Origin of the sequence: Rossellomorea sedimentorum (genome assembly GCF_046237645.1) — a bacterium.
GTDB lineage: Bacteria > Bacillota > Bacilli > Bacillales > Bacillaceae_B > Rossellomorea > Rossellomorea sedimentorum.
In genome coordinates this window covers 2284969-2300316 of the sequence record NZ_CP143546.1, presented here as the reverse complement: position 1 = coordinate 2300316, position 15348 = coordinate 2284969, and the positions used below count along the sequence as shown (strand labels likewise).

Sequence of the window (15348 nt, the reverse complement as noted above, 5' to 3'; positions counted from 1 at the left end):
AGTGCAGCTTGATCCTCAGAAATTTACAGTAGTAAGGAGGAAAATGATGCAACATTCACTCACAATATTATTGGTGTTATCTGCCCTCAATCCCTGGACCCCGGAAGACTCCGAGGTGACCACAGACCTTCAAACTAGAGAAGTGGTGATTGAAGAGAAGACCTTAAACCAATCTTGGGGAGAAGAAGACAGCAAGCACCAATATGAAATTCAATTCTATGAACGAGGTTTTTACCAGGTCGAACACGTTTTTTCAGAGACTGAGTATGGAAGTTCCAAAGAGACACAGATCTACTTTGATAACGGAGATGTTCAATATCTAGTGTCCCGACATGAATTCACTCAGGAAAATATCCTGCCTGATCAGTTTGACGACAATTACCTTGAAAAGATAGAAGAGTTGCCGTTTAAAATTGAATAATGAGGTCTGTCCGTCTTTCGCGGGGCTCACAGATTGGAATTTATGCCTTTGAGGGTTTGACTCAGAGGCTTTTTTGTTTGAAGTTTTTTATTGTAGACGGCTCAAGGCAACTTAATTTGAGAAATCACAGGTCGGTGGTCTTGGGGAGAGGTCTCAAGGCAATTATAAGAGAGGAATTGCGAGTAAATGGTCTTGGGGAGAGGTCTCAAGGCAATTATAAGAGTGGAATTGCAAGAAAATGGTCTTGAGGAGAGGTCTCAAGGCAAATATAAGAGTGGAATTTCGGGAAAATGGTCTTGAGGAGAGGTCTCAAGGCAATTGTAAGAGATGAATTGCGAGTAAATGGCTTTGAGGAGTGTTCTCAAGGCAATTGTAAGAGAGGAATTGCGAGTAAATGGTCTTGGGGAGAGGTCTCAAGGCAAATATAAGAGAGGAATTTCGGGAAAATGGTCTTGAGGAGAGGTCTCAAGGCAAATAAAAGAGAGGAATTGCGAGTAAATGGTCTTGAGGAGAGGTTTCAAGGCAATTATAAGAGTGGAATTTCGGGAAAATGGTCTTGAGGAGAGGTCTCAAGGTAAATATAAAAGAGGAATTGCGAGTAAATGGTCTTGAGGAGTGTTCTCAAGGCAATTAAAAGAGTGGAATTGTGAGTAACATCAGCTACTCACCCAATATAAACACAACTTGCCAGCTATAATACGGTGTTTCTGCGCTACTCACCCAATATAAATGTAACTGGCCTGTTATAATAGGGTGTTTCTCTGCTAATCCCCCCATTATAAACACGACTTGTCTGTTATAATACGGTGTTTCTCCGCTACTCACCCAATAAAAATGTCAAGTCCCTATTAGTGTGTAAATATGTTTAACGACCAAAGATAATTATCATTGTTTGCTTATTATTTGAATATTCAGTCTGGTGGAGGGGCGGGGAGCCCCTCCACCAGACTGAATATTTTTTTGACTTTTTTCTGGATCTTTTATTGCATTTTCAAATTACGCAAATAAGGTTTTTGTTTCTTCCACTCTTCTTCAATATCCATGAGTACTGATCCAATGATTCGTATGGCAGATTGATCGTTGGGAAAGATGGAGATTACTTTTTCCCTTCTGCGGATTTCTCTGTTTTGTCGTTCAAGCATATTGGTGGTTCTTAAGTGAACATGATGTCTCATTTCGTGAGCATGATATTGAATGGAGTCCTCAAATCCCTCATCTAATACTTGAAGAGCTTTTTGGAACTTCTTCGTTTCTTGATACTTAACCATAAATTCTTCTTTTAATTTTCTTGCTTGGGAAAGCTGAGAGGTTCTGAAGATATCCTTAAGCTCCTGCCTAATCTCCTCCGTGTTTTTCTTGGGTAGGGCGTCCGAGATGTTTCTTATAAAATGGAAAGTACATCTTTGCCAGGAAGTTCCTAAGAAAGATTGCTTAATAGCACTGACTAATCCAGCATGGGCATCAGAAATGACCATCTTAGGAGACTGAAGGCCTCTAGATTTCAAATGAGTAAAAAAGGTTGTCCAGCTTTCCAAAGATTCTCCATGAGTAACTTGGAGACCGATTATTTCCCTGTGGCCTTCTTCATTAACAGCACACGCAACATGAACTCCTTTTGAAACAACCTTATCGTTCTCCCGAACTTTTATGTACATAGCATCCACATATAAGTACGGAAAGTACATTGTGTTTAGAGGACGGTTTCTCCATTCATTTACAATGGGATCTAAAGATTTTGTTAACTCAGAGACAAAAGACTTTGAAACTCCTTTCCCACATAGTTGTTCAACAATCTTAGTCACTTTTCGGGTTGACACCCCGTTGACAACCATCTCCATCATGGACAGAATAAGAGCCTGTTCGCAGCGTTGATACTTCATAAATACAGTGGTAGAAAATTCCCCATCTCTTGTGCGGGGAACTTTCAATTTTAATGTTCCAGAAGGAGATATTAACTCACGTTCATAGTAACCATTCCGGTAGCCTTTTCTATCTTCAGAGCGCTCATGCGGAAGAGCATTTATATATTCATCTCTTTCTTTTTCCATTAAGCCATTCAGTATCAATGATAAAGAAGCTTTAACAGGTGATTCTAAGGGACTGCTTTCAATCTTAGCTTTAAGATCTTCTAAGTTTATAGTAATATTTAATTGGGTCATCTTTTCATACCTCCATGTTTGGTTTGTTTTTTTGGTCGAAAACATTTTAACATGGGTCATGAAAGATGACCTTTTTTATTTACACAATTATATGGACTTTATCAATAAAAACACAACTTGCCAGCTATAATACGGTGTTTCTCCGCTACTCACCCAATAAAAACACAACTCGCCAGCTATAATACGGTGTTTCTCGGCTAACCCCCCAATATAACACAGCTTGCCTGCTATAATACGGTGTTTCTCGGCTACTCCCCCAAAATAAACACAGCTTGCCTGCTATAATAGGGCGTTCCTTTGCTACCCACTCATTTTAACCACGCCAGCCTCCATATAAGGTGATTACAAGCGTACCTCAATATGCTATTCTACCGGAAGAAGCGATTAATGGGAGGAAACGAATATGGAGAAAATCACGATTCGCAAAGCAGATGATAGTGATTTGGAAAAGATTTTGACCATCTATAATCAAGGAATCCAAGACCGGGTGGCCACGCTTGAAACGGATCTTAAAGATCACGCTTATATGACTCATTGGCTAAAAGCCCATCAAGGCAGATATACTGGGATCGTCGCAGAATTGGAGGGAGAGCTAATCGGCTGGGCCGCGTTGAATCCATACAGCACCCGCAAAGCTTATGCAGGGGTGGCGGACCTTTCTGTTTACATAGAAAGAAATTCAAGGGGAAAAGGTATAGGAGGGATGCTTCTATCCGGCCTGGAAACAAAGGCTAAAGAGAATGGGTTTCACAAGATGGTGCTTTTCACCTTCCCTTTTAATGAGCTGGGGCAGCGCCTCTACAAGAAATGCGGCTTTCAGGAAGTTGGGACATTTAAAAATCAGGGAATACTCGATGGAAAGTACGTCGATGTCATGGCAATGGAGAAGATTTTAAAATAATTATTACATCTAAAATTGCTTGAATTCATTATATAAGAGTTCTATTATATAAGCATAGACTTATATGAACAAACGACTCTGTTTTATATAGATAGGAGTGTCTTACTATGACGAAAATTGAAATTTTTGACCCGGCTTTATGCTGTCCGACTGGGGTTTGCGGACCAAGTGTGGACCCGGAATTGACGAGGGTCGCTTCAGCAGCCTTCATCCTGGAAAAAAAGGGATTCCAAGTAGAACGTTTTAACCTTGCAAACGACCCGGCGGCCTTTGTTGAATACAAAGAAATCAACCAACTGCTTCATGAGAAAGGTCCGGATGCCCTGCCAGCTGTGCTATTGAATGGTAAATTGGTGAAGTCAGGGGAATACCCGTCAAACAGCGAGCTGGCAGAGTGGTTTGGAATTAAAGTAGAGGATCTTACAGAGAAAAAACCGCGTGTGAAACTGGATTTACTATAGAGAGGATGACAGCATTGTTCCAGCCGTTCAATACTCAATCAATCACAGGAACTAAATTTTTATTTTTTACAGGAAAGGGCGGAGTCGGTAAAACATCGACGGCTTGTGCGACCGCACTGAAGCTGGCGGAAGAAGGAAAGAAAATTCTGCTTGTCAGTACAGATCCTGCTTCAAACCTGCAGGATGTCCTGGAGGTGGAGCTCACAAATACACCGCTTCCGATTCCGGGTGTATCCAATCTATCTGCCTGCAACCTGGACCCCGAGGAAGCTGCGCGTACATACAGAGAAAAGGTGATCGGTCCATACAGGGAAAAACTTCCTGAGTCAGTCGTCTCCACGATGGAAGAGCAGCTGTCAGGTGCCTGCACAGTTGAGATTGCCGCTTTTGACGAATTCACAAACTTGCTATCAGATAAAACTGTCATTAATTCTTTTGACCATATTCTTTTTGATACAGCACCTACAGGGCATACCCTCCGCTTGTTGCAGCTTCCGACGGCCTGGAGCGGTTTTTTGGAAGAGAGTACGCATGGTGCTTCCTGTTTAGGCCCATTATCAGGTCTTGGTGAGAAGAAGCAGGCTTATGCCGATACCATGAGGGCTCTGGCTGATGCAGACCAAACGACGCTTTATCTTGTAGCCAGACCTGATGATTCTTCATTACAGGAAGCAAACCGGGCATCTAAAGAATTACGGGATATCGGGATTAGCAACCAGAATCTGATTATCAACGGACTCATGCAAACACATGTAGAAGGGGATAAGATTTCTGAATCATTATATCAACGGCAGCAAAGAGCGCTAGAACGCATGCCGGCTGAGTTAAAACAAGTGTCGAGTTTTTCCCTGCCATTTGTTTCGTATTCCTTAACAGGTTTATCGAATCTCCGGAACCTGCTTAGTGCACAGGTCGTTACAGAGGGAGATGAATCTCTGCAAGGACAACCCATCAGCTTGCCAGGATTGAGAGAGCTTGTGGAAGATTTCTCAACAAATTGTACGAGGGTCATCTTCACCATGGGGAAAGGCGGAGTCGGAAAAACAACGATGGCATCCGCTATTGCCGTTGGCTTGGTGGAAAAAGGGCATAAAGTTCACCTGACGACCACGGATCCTGCTGCCCATCTTGAGTACACCTTCAAACAGGGTGAGTTTAGCAGGAATCTGACCATGAGCCGCATTGATCCGAAAAAAGAAGTAGAGGCTTATAAAAAAGAAGTAATGTCCAATGTGAGCGAAGATCTCAATGAAGAGGCTCTGGCGTATATGGAAGAAGACTTGAATTCACCATGTACAGAGGAAATTGCTGTCTTTCGCGCTTTTGCAGAAGTGGTGGCAAAATCAGAGGATGAAATTGTCGTCATTGATACCGCGCCGTCCGGCCATACGCTGCTGCTTCTCGACGCAGCCCAGTCGTATCATAAAGAACTGGCACGTTCCACTGGTGAGATACCTGCGAGCGTCAAAGAATTACTGCCTCGTTTACGCAATGCAAAAGAAACCGGCGTGGTGATCGTAACCTTGGCGGAAGCGACACCAGTGTTGGAAGCCGGCCGCTTGCAGGAAGATTTGAAACGGGCAGGAATCTCACCGAAATGGTGGCTGATCAACCAAAGCCTTTATGCAACGGAAACCAGTGACCCGGTGCTCAAAGGGAGAGCCAAAGCGGAAGCCGGCTGGATCCAAAAAGTTTCGAATGAGTTGAGTGAACGAACGGCCATTGTACCCTTGATGAGCGAGGAGTACAGCGGATATGAGGAGTTAAAAAAATATCTTTTGGTTTGACTCCAAGCTCTGCGCGGTGGGTCATAAGGGTGAGCCGGTCGAAATGACACCATGCGTAGGCAAAGCGCGGTGGGTCATAAGGGTGTGCGGATTGAAATGACACCATGCGTAGGCAAAGCGCGGTGGGTCATAAGGGTGTGCGGATTGAAATGACACCATGCGGAGGCAGAGCGCGGTGGGTCATAAGGGTGAGCCGGTCGAGATGACACCATGCGGAGGCAGAGCGCGGTGGGTCATAAGGGTGTGCGGATTGAAATGACACCATGCGCAGGTCGAGCGTGGTGGGTCATATGGGTAAGCCGGACGAGATGACACCATGCGGAGGCAGAGCGCGGTGGGTCATAAGGGTGAGCCGGTCGAGATGACACCATGCGGAGGCAGAGCGCGGTAGGTCATAAGGGTGTGTGTATCGAAATGCCACCATGCGGAAGCCGAGCGAGGTACATGAAAAGAGTGTATCTGAGAAGATGATGCCAGTCGCGAGTCGAGCGAGGTACATGAAAAGAGTGTATCTGAGAAGAAGATGCCAGTCGCGAGTCGAGCGAGGTACATGAAAAGAGTGTATCTGAAAGAAGAAGATGCCAGTCGCGAGTCGAGCGAGGTACATGAAAAGAGTGTATCTGAAAGAAGAAGATGCCAGTCGCGAGTCGAGCGAGGTACATGAAAAGAGTGTATCCGAGAAGATGATGCCAGTCGCGAGTCGAGCGAGGTACATGAAAAGAGAGGCTCCGAGAAGATAATGACAGCCGCAAGCCGAGCGAGGTACATTATATGGATGAGCGGATCGAAATGAAGGCCCAAATTAATGAGTCTTTGAATCGACTTTACCCCAATGCATAAGTTACAATAGCAAAGGAAGGTTACAAATAATAAATTGAGGTGTATAGAAAGTGAACATTACAGATCAAGCGCGTGACGTCTTGAAGCAGCTTCTCCAAGAACACGACGCACAGAATGTACGACTTTATTTTGCAGGCTTTGGCTGAGGACAGCCCAAAGTAGGACTGGCTCTGGATGAGCCGGATGAGAATGATAAAGTGTTGACAATCAATGATATCAAGGTGGCAATCGACCCTCAGATTGAATCAACGACAGAGCACATGACTCTTGTATTCAATGAGGAACAAAATGGATTAGCCCTTGTTGGCAATGAAAGTGATTGCTGTTAATTAATGATAGGTAGAACCCCCTGTGCGAAAGCATAGGGGGTTCTCTTTTAGTTTTTTATTATTTAGATCACAGTCTCCACTTACCTAACAACTCATAAATTTGTTGCAATTGTTGTTAATTACAGGTTAAAGAACTGCTTAAACATTAGACTGGAATACCACGTGTAATGTAAAAGGCGCACAGAACAAACTCATTGGATGTCCATCGCTATGTCAGCGGGTTGCTTCCAATATGTTTTTTAATAATGCCACTCACCAATATACTGATGATCATCATCCTTCTTGGCCGGACTGATTCACACTAAGTATGGTGATGGTAACCAGGATGAGCACCATTCCGAGAAGTTGGATAGTCGTCAGATGATCTCCGAGAACAAGAACACCAAAAACTGATGCGGTCACCGGTTCTACCATAGCGACCATTGAAGCAGTTGCCGGGGTAGTCATGCGAATGCCAATGACATAAAAAATGAATGAAAGTCCCGCTCCCAAGATTCCTAATAGAAAAAACCAACCCAGATCCCTTGAAGTCAATACAGATGCTGCTTCACCTTTGTCCGAAATGGTAAAAAGGATGAGACAGAGTGTGAAAAAGGCGATGGTTAACGTGACCGGTGGTTTACCTAGGGCAGACGCATTTTTAAACCCGAAAATAAATAAAGCGTAGGAGATGCCAGCAGCAAGCCCGAATGCCGTCCCTACTAAACTCACAGATACTGAATCGGTGTTGTAGGCACCCGTCAGCAGGATAATCCCCAACAGAACACCGGTAATGCAGCCCCATTTAAACCAGGTAGAACGTTCTTTTCCTAATAAGAAAGAGATTAAAAGGACGATTACCGGTGCTGTGTACATTAATGTAGAAGCCACAGCAACACTTGAAGCTTGGATACCCAGAAAGTAAAAAGTGAAATTACCGGCAACGCCGATACCCGCAACTATAGCCCATATGTATAAACGGGTCGAGAAAGTCCAGCTTTGTTTAAAGCGGAAGAACAGCCAAACGAAAAAAAAGATAAATCCAACAGCCCCCCGGTAAAGGGAAATCACGATAGGATCCCAGCCCTTGTTCATTAAAATATCAGCAATACCCCCGCTGATGCCCCAGCAAATAGCTGCCAGAATAACTAAGCCTATACTAGCGTATTTCATCTTGTTCCTCCTAAAAGTTGAGTTAGCTAAGGTGTTTTCTAACACACTGCCAAAAAATTCGATGGTCCTTCTAAAGAACAAACAGTCTCCTACTAGACCATATATAAATGAAAAGTATTAATGGTAATTCCTTTAATTTTTCAACCTTAAACCTCTAACTCTAGAACTCTCAGAAGTTGTCCCAATAATCAAAGGGTGAAAGGGGTGAAGATATTTTAGAATAAGTTATCTCGAAGGGTATTAACGACAGGTTAGTAATGGGATATGGGTGGTGGATATCGTGATAGTACTGTAGGTAAAAAATTTTCGGCACTTAATGTCTAAATTGGACAAGTCAGTTATTAGATAAGGCCTCTAGAAGAATTAAAGAAAAAAGAAGAATTATGGAAACCTCTGAATAGTTTTTATAAAGGAAGATTGGCTACAGTGCCGTTCCTGGAAAAAGTAATTCAACATAAAGCGGGAGGCCCAGTTACATGCGACTGAGCCTCCCGAAGAGTTACAAGCTGGTTTCAGCATTTGATTGCCTGAAAAGTGATAAGATCACTCTTCATCCTCTAAATCATCGATATACTTCTTCATTTCAGCGATTTCCTTTCGCTGAGCTTTAATAATTTCATCCGCCAGTTCCCTTACACGGGGATCGGAAATTTCAGCCCGCTCACTTGTCAGGATGGCGATGGAGTGATGGGGAATCATCGCTTCCATATAATCAACGTCATCGACGAGTGTCTGGCTTCGAAGCAAATAAAGCGATAGGGCAAATACGACGACGCTTCCTGCCAGGATTCCAATATTCGCTTTACGGTTTTTCAACATATGTGTCATAAATATCAGCATGATGACCGCCATCGTAGCCCCCATCAATAATGCCATGTAGGCTCTTGTTTCACTAAAAAATATGTGGTCCACTTTAAAGGTGCTCCAGTACTTGAATAGGAACATAATGATTGTGGAGGTAACCACCATTCCTGCAAATTTCCAATAAGGCTTCATTTTCTTACACTCCTTCAATTATAAGTTCTACTTTCATTTGTTCCCCACATTTTTGCAGAAATTATGCAAAGCGAATTTTTAAAAGAAAGTTTATTTGCTGGTTGGAAGGATGATAAGACTTACTTAAAGGTGGTTTATGTAACTGCAATTTTAAAAGAACCACAGAATTCAGTTTGATAGTATGCTAGAATTGGAAGAGTTTGGAGTGTGCTTTCCGTGTTTTTTTAATATTGTTTCCTCATCATTAGTCTTAGACATTTTACATACAGGCTCTTTTCTAAAACTTTGGTGCTATTCACTATGAAATCCAGGAGAAATAACCATATTTCACAGAATTTATCCTGGTAAACAACAAAGAAAAGAGCTATTCACCCTGTTCAGTTAGATAAGCCCTTGTACCCCAGGGGAAAATCCGGCCCTTTGGATTTTCCCGATAGCAACAATCTATACGAACACAGCGTAAATAAAAATTCTGTAACTTTTTCTAAATAAAGAAGTCAATAAGGGTAGGGGAAAGGGGGATGTAATGGCCGAACCGTTTAGTGAATTATACGAAACGTACAAAAATGGAATTTATTCTTACTTATTGAGAAACACAGGCAATCCCCATATCGCCGAAGAACTGACTCATGATACTTTTACAAAAGCATTTAAATCCCTTAAGAATTTTCGTGGGGAAAGCACGTTGAAAACATGGTTGTTTACTATTGCGAGAAATACCTATTTAAGCTACTGCAAAAAAAGTTCTACAAAATTCGAAATTAGCCATGATCTGATAGGTGAGCAGTGGCAGGACGAAACAGATGAATACAAAGCGGTGGAAGAGCAGGTCAGTATTTCAGCCATCTTAACAAGCCTTTCGGAAAAGGATCGTACATACCTCCTGCTAAGAGATCAACAGGGTATGTCCTATGGGGAAATTGCGTCAATAACGGGTGAAACCGAAGGAAGCGTCAAGGTAGGGATTTATCGGGCAAGGAAAAGGTTCAAAGAGAAATATCAACGGGAGTTTGGAGGTGTGTGATGGTGAACTATTCATGTGACCTTGTTCAGGACCTGTATCCATTATACATAGAGGGAGACCTCAGTCCATCAGTCACAAAAAAAGTGGAAGAACATTTAAGTGAGTGTGACAACTGTAAAGTTATATATGAAAAGGGGGAAGGTTTTTCTCCAGAAGACCACACCGAAATAGGGAATACCACTGTTCCACAGTCATTGGATGAGCGAATCAGGTTATCAATGAAGTTAAGGAGAATGAAGATCTTTATAGCGGTGTTAAGCACCCTGTTTCTGATCATCATAGTAAATCTGTATCAAAACCAGCGACATGAACTTTTTTCTGCGTACCATCAAGTATATAGGGGTGCAGACGAGCTGAATCATCTCATTCAAACCGGTCCTGAGGCTTCAAGCGAAGAGTTAGGTTTCTTGAAAGATATGTTTTTTCATAGCATGTATGAAGGTGTTGAGGATCTGATTCAATCACTGAATTGGCTGGAAAAACAAAAACTGCGGGGTTCCAATTTATATGTAGCTCAAAATTCCCTCTATACAACACTCGATACCTTCAATCTAAGAAAAGCGGATGGAAGATGGGATGATGTGGATCAGCAAGTTCACGAATTACTGACCCAATATTCTGAAGAGTATTTTCAAACAGTTGAAGAGGAATATCAAAAGTTCAATCATGGATACAGCTCTTATTTTAAAACTGTAGATGTAGAAGGATTAAGCACTCCGTTAGAGAAAATAAACCATCTGACTTACATTTATAATCGGTTTCATCAACTGCCTGACGAAGTGAACCAGTTAGAAACGAAAGAGATAAAGAAGAAACTTGGTTCTATTTTTCAGGCAGAAACGGAAGAGATATACGTAGAGAAAGGCAGAGATTATAGATATCGATTTACCATAAACGAGAAAAAATTAAGCGGAGAGGTGGATGCGTTTACAGGCTATCCGTTACAAGTGGATGACCTCAGTGCGCCAAGATTGAAAGGAAAGCTATTGGAGGTCAATGAGGTGGAAGAGAAAGCAACCTCTTGGATTAACAAGGTTTATGGACCTGATAAGAAATTTGAAGTGAAGTACCTTGGTGTCAATGTGAACTATTCCAGTAACATAGATGATCAGTTTTATTCATTTGGATTTATGCCTGTATTTGACACGATGCCTGCCTATGCTTTTTCCGATCAAACCTTCATGGTTCACTTTGATGCAAGAAGTGGAGAATTCAGGATGATGCATAGCGTTGAAAATATTCCTTTATCAGAGGACTTCCACACTGATGTTACCAGGAATATTTCACCGGAGGAAGGATTAGAGGTTCTTCATAAAAAGGTAGAAATTGAAGATAAGAATCTGGCCGAGAAAAGAGAGTACGAATACATTGACTCGTTTGTGATCTACTCTTCCACAACAGGCGGCCTGGTCCCTGTTCATGCATACGGGATGAGTGACAAGGATTACACATGGCGGTACATCAATAGTGAAAATGGGAAGGAAGAGCTGCTTTATAATGGCAGCTGATGTGAAATCTATAAGCTGTTAGGGGGGAGACAATGATAAAAGGAATCTGGGTTATGATCATTACAGGAATAATTGTATTATTTATGACGGTTAATGGTTATCGGTTTACACCGGAAAGTGCAGCAGAAAGCTCCGTGGGTTTAACAAAAGATTTTCAGTTAACAGACACGCATGAAATCTATTCTGATTTAGTCTTGTTGTATAGAAGTTGACGCTAAGAAAGAGTATAGAACCATTTTGGCTGAAAAATCAGGTTGGTTGTACAAAAGCTATACCTCTACGTATGTATCTTTTAACTCAGACCCACTCAGGCTTGTTGGCGGCATGAGTGTAACCACTGAAAATAATGCGCTCACTTATATGAGTTTCCTGTCCATGGATGATAATGTGTCTTATATCGAAGCCGGGATAGAGCCTGATGTTAGAAGAAAAGAAATTAGTAAGGGGGAAAGAAGTGCATTTTTATTCCCTTTTAGTGAACTGATCGAGAACCTGAATCCAGTGGCATACGATAAGGACGGTAATAAGCTCTATTACTTTGGCTATCCAAAGGATACAAACTCTATTTCGATGGAAGACTTCAAGTGGCATGAATATTAATTATGTTACGGGGGCTTGCTGTAATACGTAAGCTATAAATTAAGGGCATTCAAAAGTACCTGACAGCCGCCTGAAGTGAATACTCATACAAAATAAGAACATAATACTCCTGAACTGCTATTAAAAGGAGGTTATTTTCTATGGGTATTCTATCTTCATCCCCTAAAGAAATGGATTTTTGTATTGAGTCATGTGAACGATGCGCCAGGGCTTGTTATGAATGTGCAACAGCTTGTCTTCAGGAGCCGGACGTTCAGGCCAGAGCCCACTGCCTTCAGATGCTCAATGACTGTGCAGAAATGTGCCTGCAGTCTGTGGCACTTATGGCTCGCAATAGCTCCATGGCCAAGCAGCATTGCCAGCTATGTGCTGAATTCTGTGATGCATGTGCAGCTGAGTGTGCGAAGTTTCAAGATGCACATTGCCAGGAATGTGCGGAAGTTTGCAGACAATGTGCGGATGCATGCCGACAAATGGCTGGATAATATCAAGTGATAGTGTGTGTATTCCCAAGCATAACGGCAATTGCCGTTATGCTTTTTTAGAGGAAAAATAAAATTTACTTCATACATTCTGCATATTTTCAGGGCATTACTAAATGGAACTATTGTAATAAAGGAGGTCGTTTGTATGGAACACCATGATCATCATAAGAATCATGATCATCATAACCACCATTCCTCTCATGAGGGACATGGTGATAAAAATGATCACCTGCATGGAAACCAGGAAGATCACGCTTCCCATCACGCCCACATGGTGGATGATTTTAAAAGAAGGTTTTACATTTCGTTAGTGGTGACACTTCCGATTCTGATTCTTTCCCCTATGATACAGGATTTTCTTGGGTTGAATTTCAGATTCCCAGGAGATATGTATATCTTATTTGGCCTTTCTACCTTTATTTTCTTTTACGGCGGGTGGCCGTTTCTTAAAGGGTCCTTCGATGAGTTAAAAGGAAAAGAGCCCGGCATGATGACCCTGATTGCTTTGGCGATCACCGTGGCTTATGTGTATAGTTCACTTACGGTCTTCGGTCTTTCCGGGAAAAACTTCTTCTGGGAATTGGCGACACTGATCGATATCATGCTTCTCGGTCATTGGATTGAAATGAAATCGGTGATGGGCGCTTCGCGTGCATTGGAAGAGCTCGTTAAATTAATGCCATCAGAAGCCCATCTCATTGATGAAAAGGGTAATGTAAAAGATGTACCAACCTCCCAATTGAAACAGGGGGACAATGTTTTAATCAAGCCTGGAGAAAAGGTGCCGGTTGATGGAATGATCATCAAAGGAGAATCCTCTCTTGATGAATCGATGTTGACAGGGGAATCAGTCCCGGTTGAAAAGTTTAAAGATGATGAAGTCATCGGCGGCTCGATCAATGGAGAAGGGTCTTTGACGGTGACAGTTCAAAAGACAGGGGAAGACAGCTACCTGTCCCAAGTCGTCACCATGGTAAAGGAAGCACAGGAGTCAAAATCAAGGACTCAAGACTTATCTAACAGGGCAGCCAAATGGCTGTTTTATATGGCGTTGCTCGCTGGACTGATCACCCTTGGCGTCTGGCTGTTCATTGGGGAGAGCTTTGTGTACGCTTTGGAAAGAATGGTGACGGTTATGGTCATTGCCTGCCCGCATGCATTGGGGTTGGCGGCACCTCTTGTTGTCGCCAGGTCGACGGCGATTGCGGCGAAACGCGGCTTGCTGATCCGGAACCGGGCAAGCTTTGAAGGGGCAAGAAACCTGGATGCCATTGTTTTTGACAAAACCGGAACATTGACAGAAGGTAAGTTCGGGATCACAGATATTAAAACGGCAGATGGGTATGAGGAAAAAGAAGTCATCAGGCTTGCAGCTTCATTGGAAGCCAAATCGGAACACCCGATTGCCAGGGGAATTTTTGAGGAAGCTGAAAACCGATCCATAGAGTTAACGGACCCCGAAAAGTTCCAATCCATGACCGGGAAAGGGCTTAAAGGAATCGTTGATGGCAAGAACGTCATGGTGGTAAGCCCAGGATATATGGCCGAAGAAAACCTTACCTATGATACAGACACCTTCCAGAAGTTATCAAGTGAAGGGAAAACGGTGGTGTTTGTCCTGGTCGACGGTGCATTCGCTGCGATGATTGCATTGGCGGATAAGGTAAGGGAGAGCTCGAAGGAAGCCATGAAACGCCTGAAAGATCTCAATATAAGAGCCATGATGTTAACTGGTGACAACAAACAGGTCGCCAATTGGGTAGCAAAAAATTTAAACCTGGATGAAGTATATGCGGAAGTGCTTCCTCACCAAAAAGCGGACAAGATTAAAGAAGTGAAAGGTGAAGGGCTGAAAGTGGCCATGACAGGTGACGGCGTGAATGATGCCCCCGCACTGGCAAATGCCGACCTGGGCATCGCGGTTGGAGCAGGTACGGATGTGGCGATGGAAACAGCTGATGTCATTTTGGTTAAAAGTAACCCGAATGATGTGGTTTCTATCATCGCGCTTTCCAAAGCAACCTACAAGAAAATGATTCAAAATCTATGGTGGGCGGCCGGTTACAATATTGTCGCCATTCCGCTTGCAGCCGGAGTACTGTATAATGCTGGCATCGTTCTAAGTCCGGCAGTCGGAGCAGTACTCATGTCCCTGAGTACGGTGATTGTGGCGATTAATGCCCGCTTTCTAAAGATTTAAGGAAAAAATATACCAGAAAAAGGCAGGGAACTCAAATAGTCTTCTATGTCAATCAAAAAACTCAGAGTCGTGACTCTGAGTTTTTTGTTAATAGTATGTATTTTTCTAAGTGGATTACTGCCAATTGAAATCAAGGCATAGAAGCTACTGTAAAATGAATGAAAATCGTTATGAGGACTAAAAATACCATAAAAGAACTCGAGCTCACTATAAGGTTCTTTAAAAGGTTTGCCCCCTTGAGTCCTTTATAAACCGCAAATCCTGATATAATGGAAACCACCCATAGAACCACACCCCACAAAGAAAACAAGTACGGTGAATTTGCAACCCACAATCCTGTCACAAGGATATGAAAAAGCAATAATATCAAAGCTAATCCTTTCATCATTCCCCCTGAAAAAACGTATTTTTGATATTCTTCCTCTCGGGATATTCTACCATAAGGACCTATTGATTTGTATTTATTTCCATATTGAAAATATGCC

At 42.6% G+C, this 15348-nt stretch carries 14 protein-coding genes; 11 read left to right on the top strand and 3 right to left on the bottom strand.

The features are described from left to right. The first annotated feature begins 46 nt into the window (after positions 1–46). A complete protein-coding gene (locus V1502_RS11340; protein ID WP_409250760.1) occupies positions 47–421 on the top strand; it encodes a hypothetical protein in 375 nt (124 codons plus the stop codon). 980 nt (positions 422–1401) lie between these two features. Here the strand turns inward: V1502_RS11340 and V1502_RS11335 are convergent. Then, positions 1402–2580, bottom strand: a complete 1179-nt coding sequence (locus V1502_RS11335) for an IS256 family transposase (protein ID WP_409250759.1) — start codon at positions 2578–2580, stop codon at positions 1402–1404. Between the two features lie 403 nt (positions 2581–2983). Here V1502_RS11335 and V1502_RS11330 point away from each other — a divergent pair, with 403 nt between their 5' ends. The 4 genes from V1502_RS11330 (at position 2984) to V1502_RS11315 (ending at position 6898) form a co-directional block, all read left to right on the top strand. Continuing rightward, positions 2984–3481, top strand: coding sequence for an arsinothricin resistance N-acetyltransferase ArsN1 family A (locus tag V1502_RS11330; RefSeq protein ID WP_409250758.1), 498 nt, complete (start codon positions 2984–2986; stop codon positions 3479–3481). 107 nt (positions 3482–3588) lie between these two features. Further along, entirely contained in the window at positions 3589–3942 is a 354-nt protein-coding gene (gene arsD / locus V1502_RS11325) for an arsenite efflux transporter metallochaperone ArsD (protein WP_409250757.1), read from the top strand. A gap of 5 nt (positions 3943–3947) precedes the next feature. Further along, positions 3948–5729, top strand: coding sequence for an arsenical pump-driving ATPase (gene arsA, locus V1502_RS11320; protein ID WP_409250756.1), 1782 nt, complete (start codon positions 3948–3950; stop codon positions 5727–5729). Between the two features lie 1037 nt (positions 5730–6766). Next, the gene (locus V1502_RS11315; protein WP_409250755.1) at positions 6767–6898 is read left to right on the top strand and encodes a hypothetical protein; all 132 of its coding nucleotides are present in this window, start codon (positions 6767–6769) and stop codon (positions 6896–6898) included. Between the two features lie 273 nt (positions 6899–7171). Here the strand turns inward: V1502_RS11315 and V1502_RS11310 are convergent, their stop codons facing one another. Beyond that, positions 7172–8050 carry a DMT family transporter gene (locus tag V1502_RS11310; RefSeq protein ID WP_409250754.1) on the bottom strand — a complete coding sequence of 293 codons (879 nt, stop codon included), beginning with the start codon at positions 8048–8050 and terminating at the stop codon, positions 7172–7174. Positions 8051–8593: 543 nt separating this feature from the next. Continuing rightward, a complete protein-coding gene (locus tag V1502_RS11305) occupies positions 8594–9046 on the bottom strand; it encodes a DUF305 domain-containing protein (RefSeq protein WP_409250753.1) in 453 nt (150 codons plus the stop codon). Positions 9047–9572: 526 nt separating this feature from the next. Between V1502_RS11305 and V1502_RS11300 the strand changes: the two genes are divergently transcribed. From V1502_RS11300 to V1502_RS11275, 6 genes are all read left to right on the top strand, one after another. Further along, positions 9573–10070, top strand: a complete 498-nt coding sequence (locus V1502_RS11300) for an RNA polymerase sigma factor (RefSeq protein WP_409250752.1) — start codon at positions 9573–9575, stop codon at positions 10068–10070. Next, positions 10070–11578, top strand: coding sequence for a zf-HC2 domain-containing protein (locus V1502_RS11295; protein ID WP_409250751.1), 1509 nt, complete (start codon positions 10070–10072; stop codon positions 11576–11578). Before V1502_RS11300 ends, V1502_RS11295 begins: the two co-directional genes overlap by 1 nt. Before the next feature lie 32 nt (positions 11579–11610). Then, the gene (locus V1502_RS11290; protein WP_409250750.1) at positions 11611–11790 is read left to right on the top strand and encodes a hypothetical protein; all 180 of its coding nucleotides are present in this window, start codon (positions 11611–11613) and stop codon (positions 11788–11790) included. Positions 11791–11815: 25 nt separating this feature from the next. After that, complete coding sequence (locus tag V1502_RS11285; RefSeq protein WP_409250749.1) at positions 11816–12178, top strand: hypothetical protein; 363 nt, start codon at positions 11816–11818, stop codon at positions 12176–12178. Positions 12179–12318: 140 nt separating this feature from the next. Beyond that, positions 12319–12663, top strand: a complete 345-nt coding sequence (locus V1502_RS11280) for a four-helix bundle copper-binding protein (protein ID WP_409250748.1) — start codon at positions 12319–12321, stop codon at positions 12661–12663. Positions 12664–12808: 145 nt separating this feature from the next. Further along, positions 12809–14863 carry a heavy metal translocating P-type ATPase gene (locus V1502_RS11275; protein ID WP_409250747.1) on the top strand — a complete coding sequence of 685 codons (2055 nt, stop codon included), beginning with the start codon at positions 12809–12811 and terminating at the stop codon, positions 14861–14863. Positions 14864–15348 lie beyond the last annotated feature (485 nt).

Coding starts and splice junctions, on each gene's coding strand:
- V1502_RS11340 (WP_409250760.1), top strand. CDS start 47: ATGCAACATTCACTCACAATATTATTGGTGTTATCTGCCCTCAATCCC.
- V1502_RS11335 (WP_409250759.1), bottom strand. CDS start 2,580: ATGACCCAATTAAATATTACTATAAACTTAGAAGATCTTAAAGCTAAG.
- V1502_RS11330 (WP_409250758.1), top strand. CDS start 2,984: ATGGAGAAAATCACGATTCGCAAAGCAGATGATAGTGATTTGGAAAAG.
- arsD (WP_409250757.1), top strand. CDS start 3,589: ATGACGAAAATTGAAATTTTTGACCCGGCTTTATGCTGTCCGACTGGG.
- arsA (WP_409250756.1), top strand. CDS start 3,948: ATGACAGCATTGTTCCAGCCGTTCAATACTCAATCAATCACAGGAACT.
- V1502_RS11310 (WP_409250754.1), bottom strand. CDS start 8,050: ATGAAATACGCTAGTATAGGCTTAGTTATTCTGGCAGCTATTTGCTGG.
- V1502_RS11305 (WP_409250753.1), bottom strand. CDS start 9,046: ATGAAGCCTTATTGGAAATTTGCAGGAATGGTGGTTACCTCCACAATC.
- V1502_RS11300 (WP_409250752.1), top strand. CDS start 9,573: ATGGCCGAACCGTTTAGTGAATTATACGAAACGTACAAAAATGGAATT.
- V1502_RS11295 (WP_409250751.1), top strand. CDS start 10,070: ATGGTGAACTATTCATGTGACCTTGTTCAGGACCTGTATCCATTATAC.
- V1502_RS11290 (WP_409250750.1), top strand. CDS start 11,611: ATGATAAAAGGAATCTGGGTTATGATCATTACAGGAATAATTGTATTA.
- V1502_RS11280 (WP_409250748.1), top strand. CDS start 12,319: ATGGGTATTCTATCTTCATCCCCTAAAGAAATGGATTTTTGTATTGAG.
- V1502_RS11275 (WP_409250747.1), top strand. CDS start 12,809: ATGGAACACCATGATCATCATAAGAATCATGATCATCATAACCACCAT.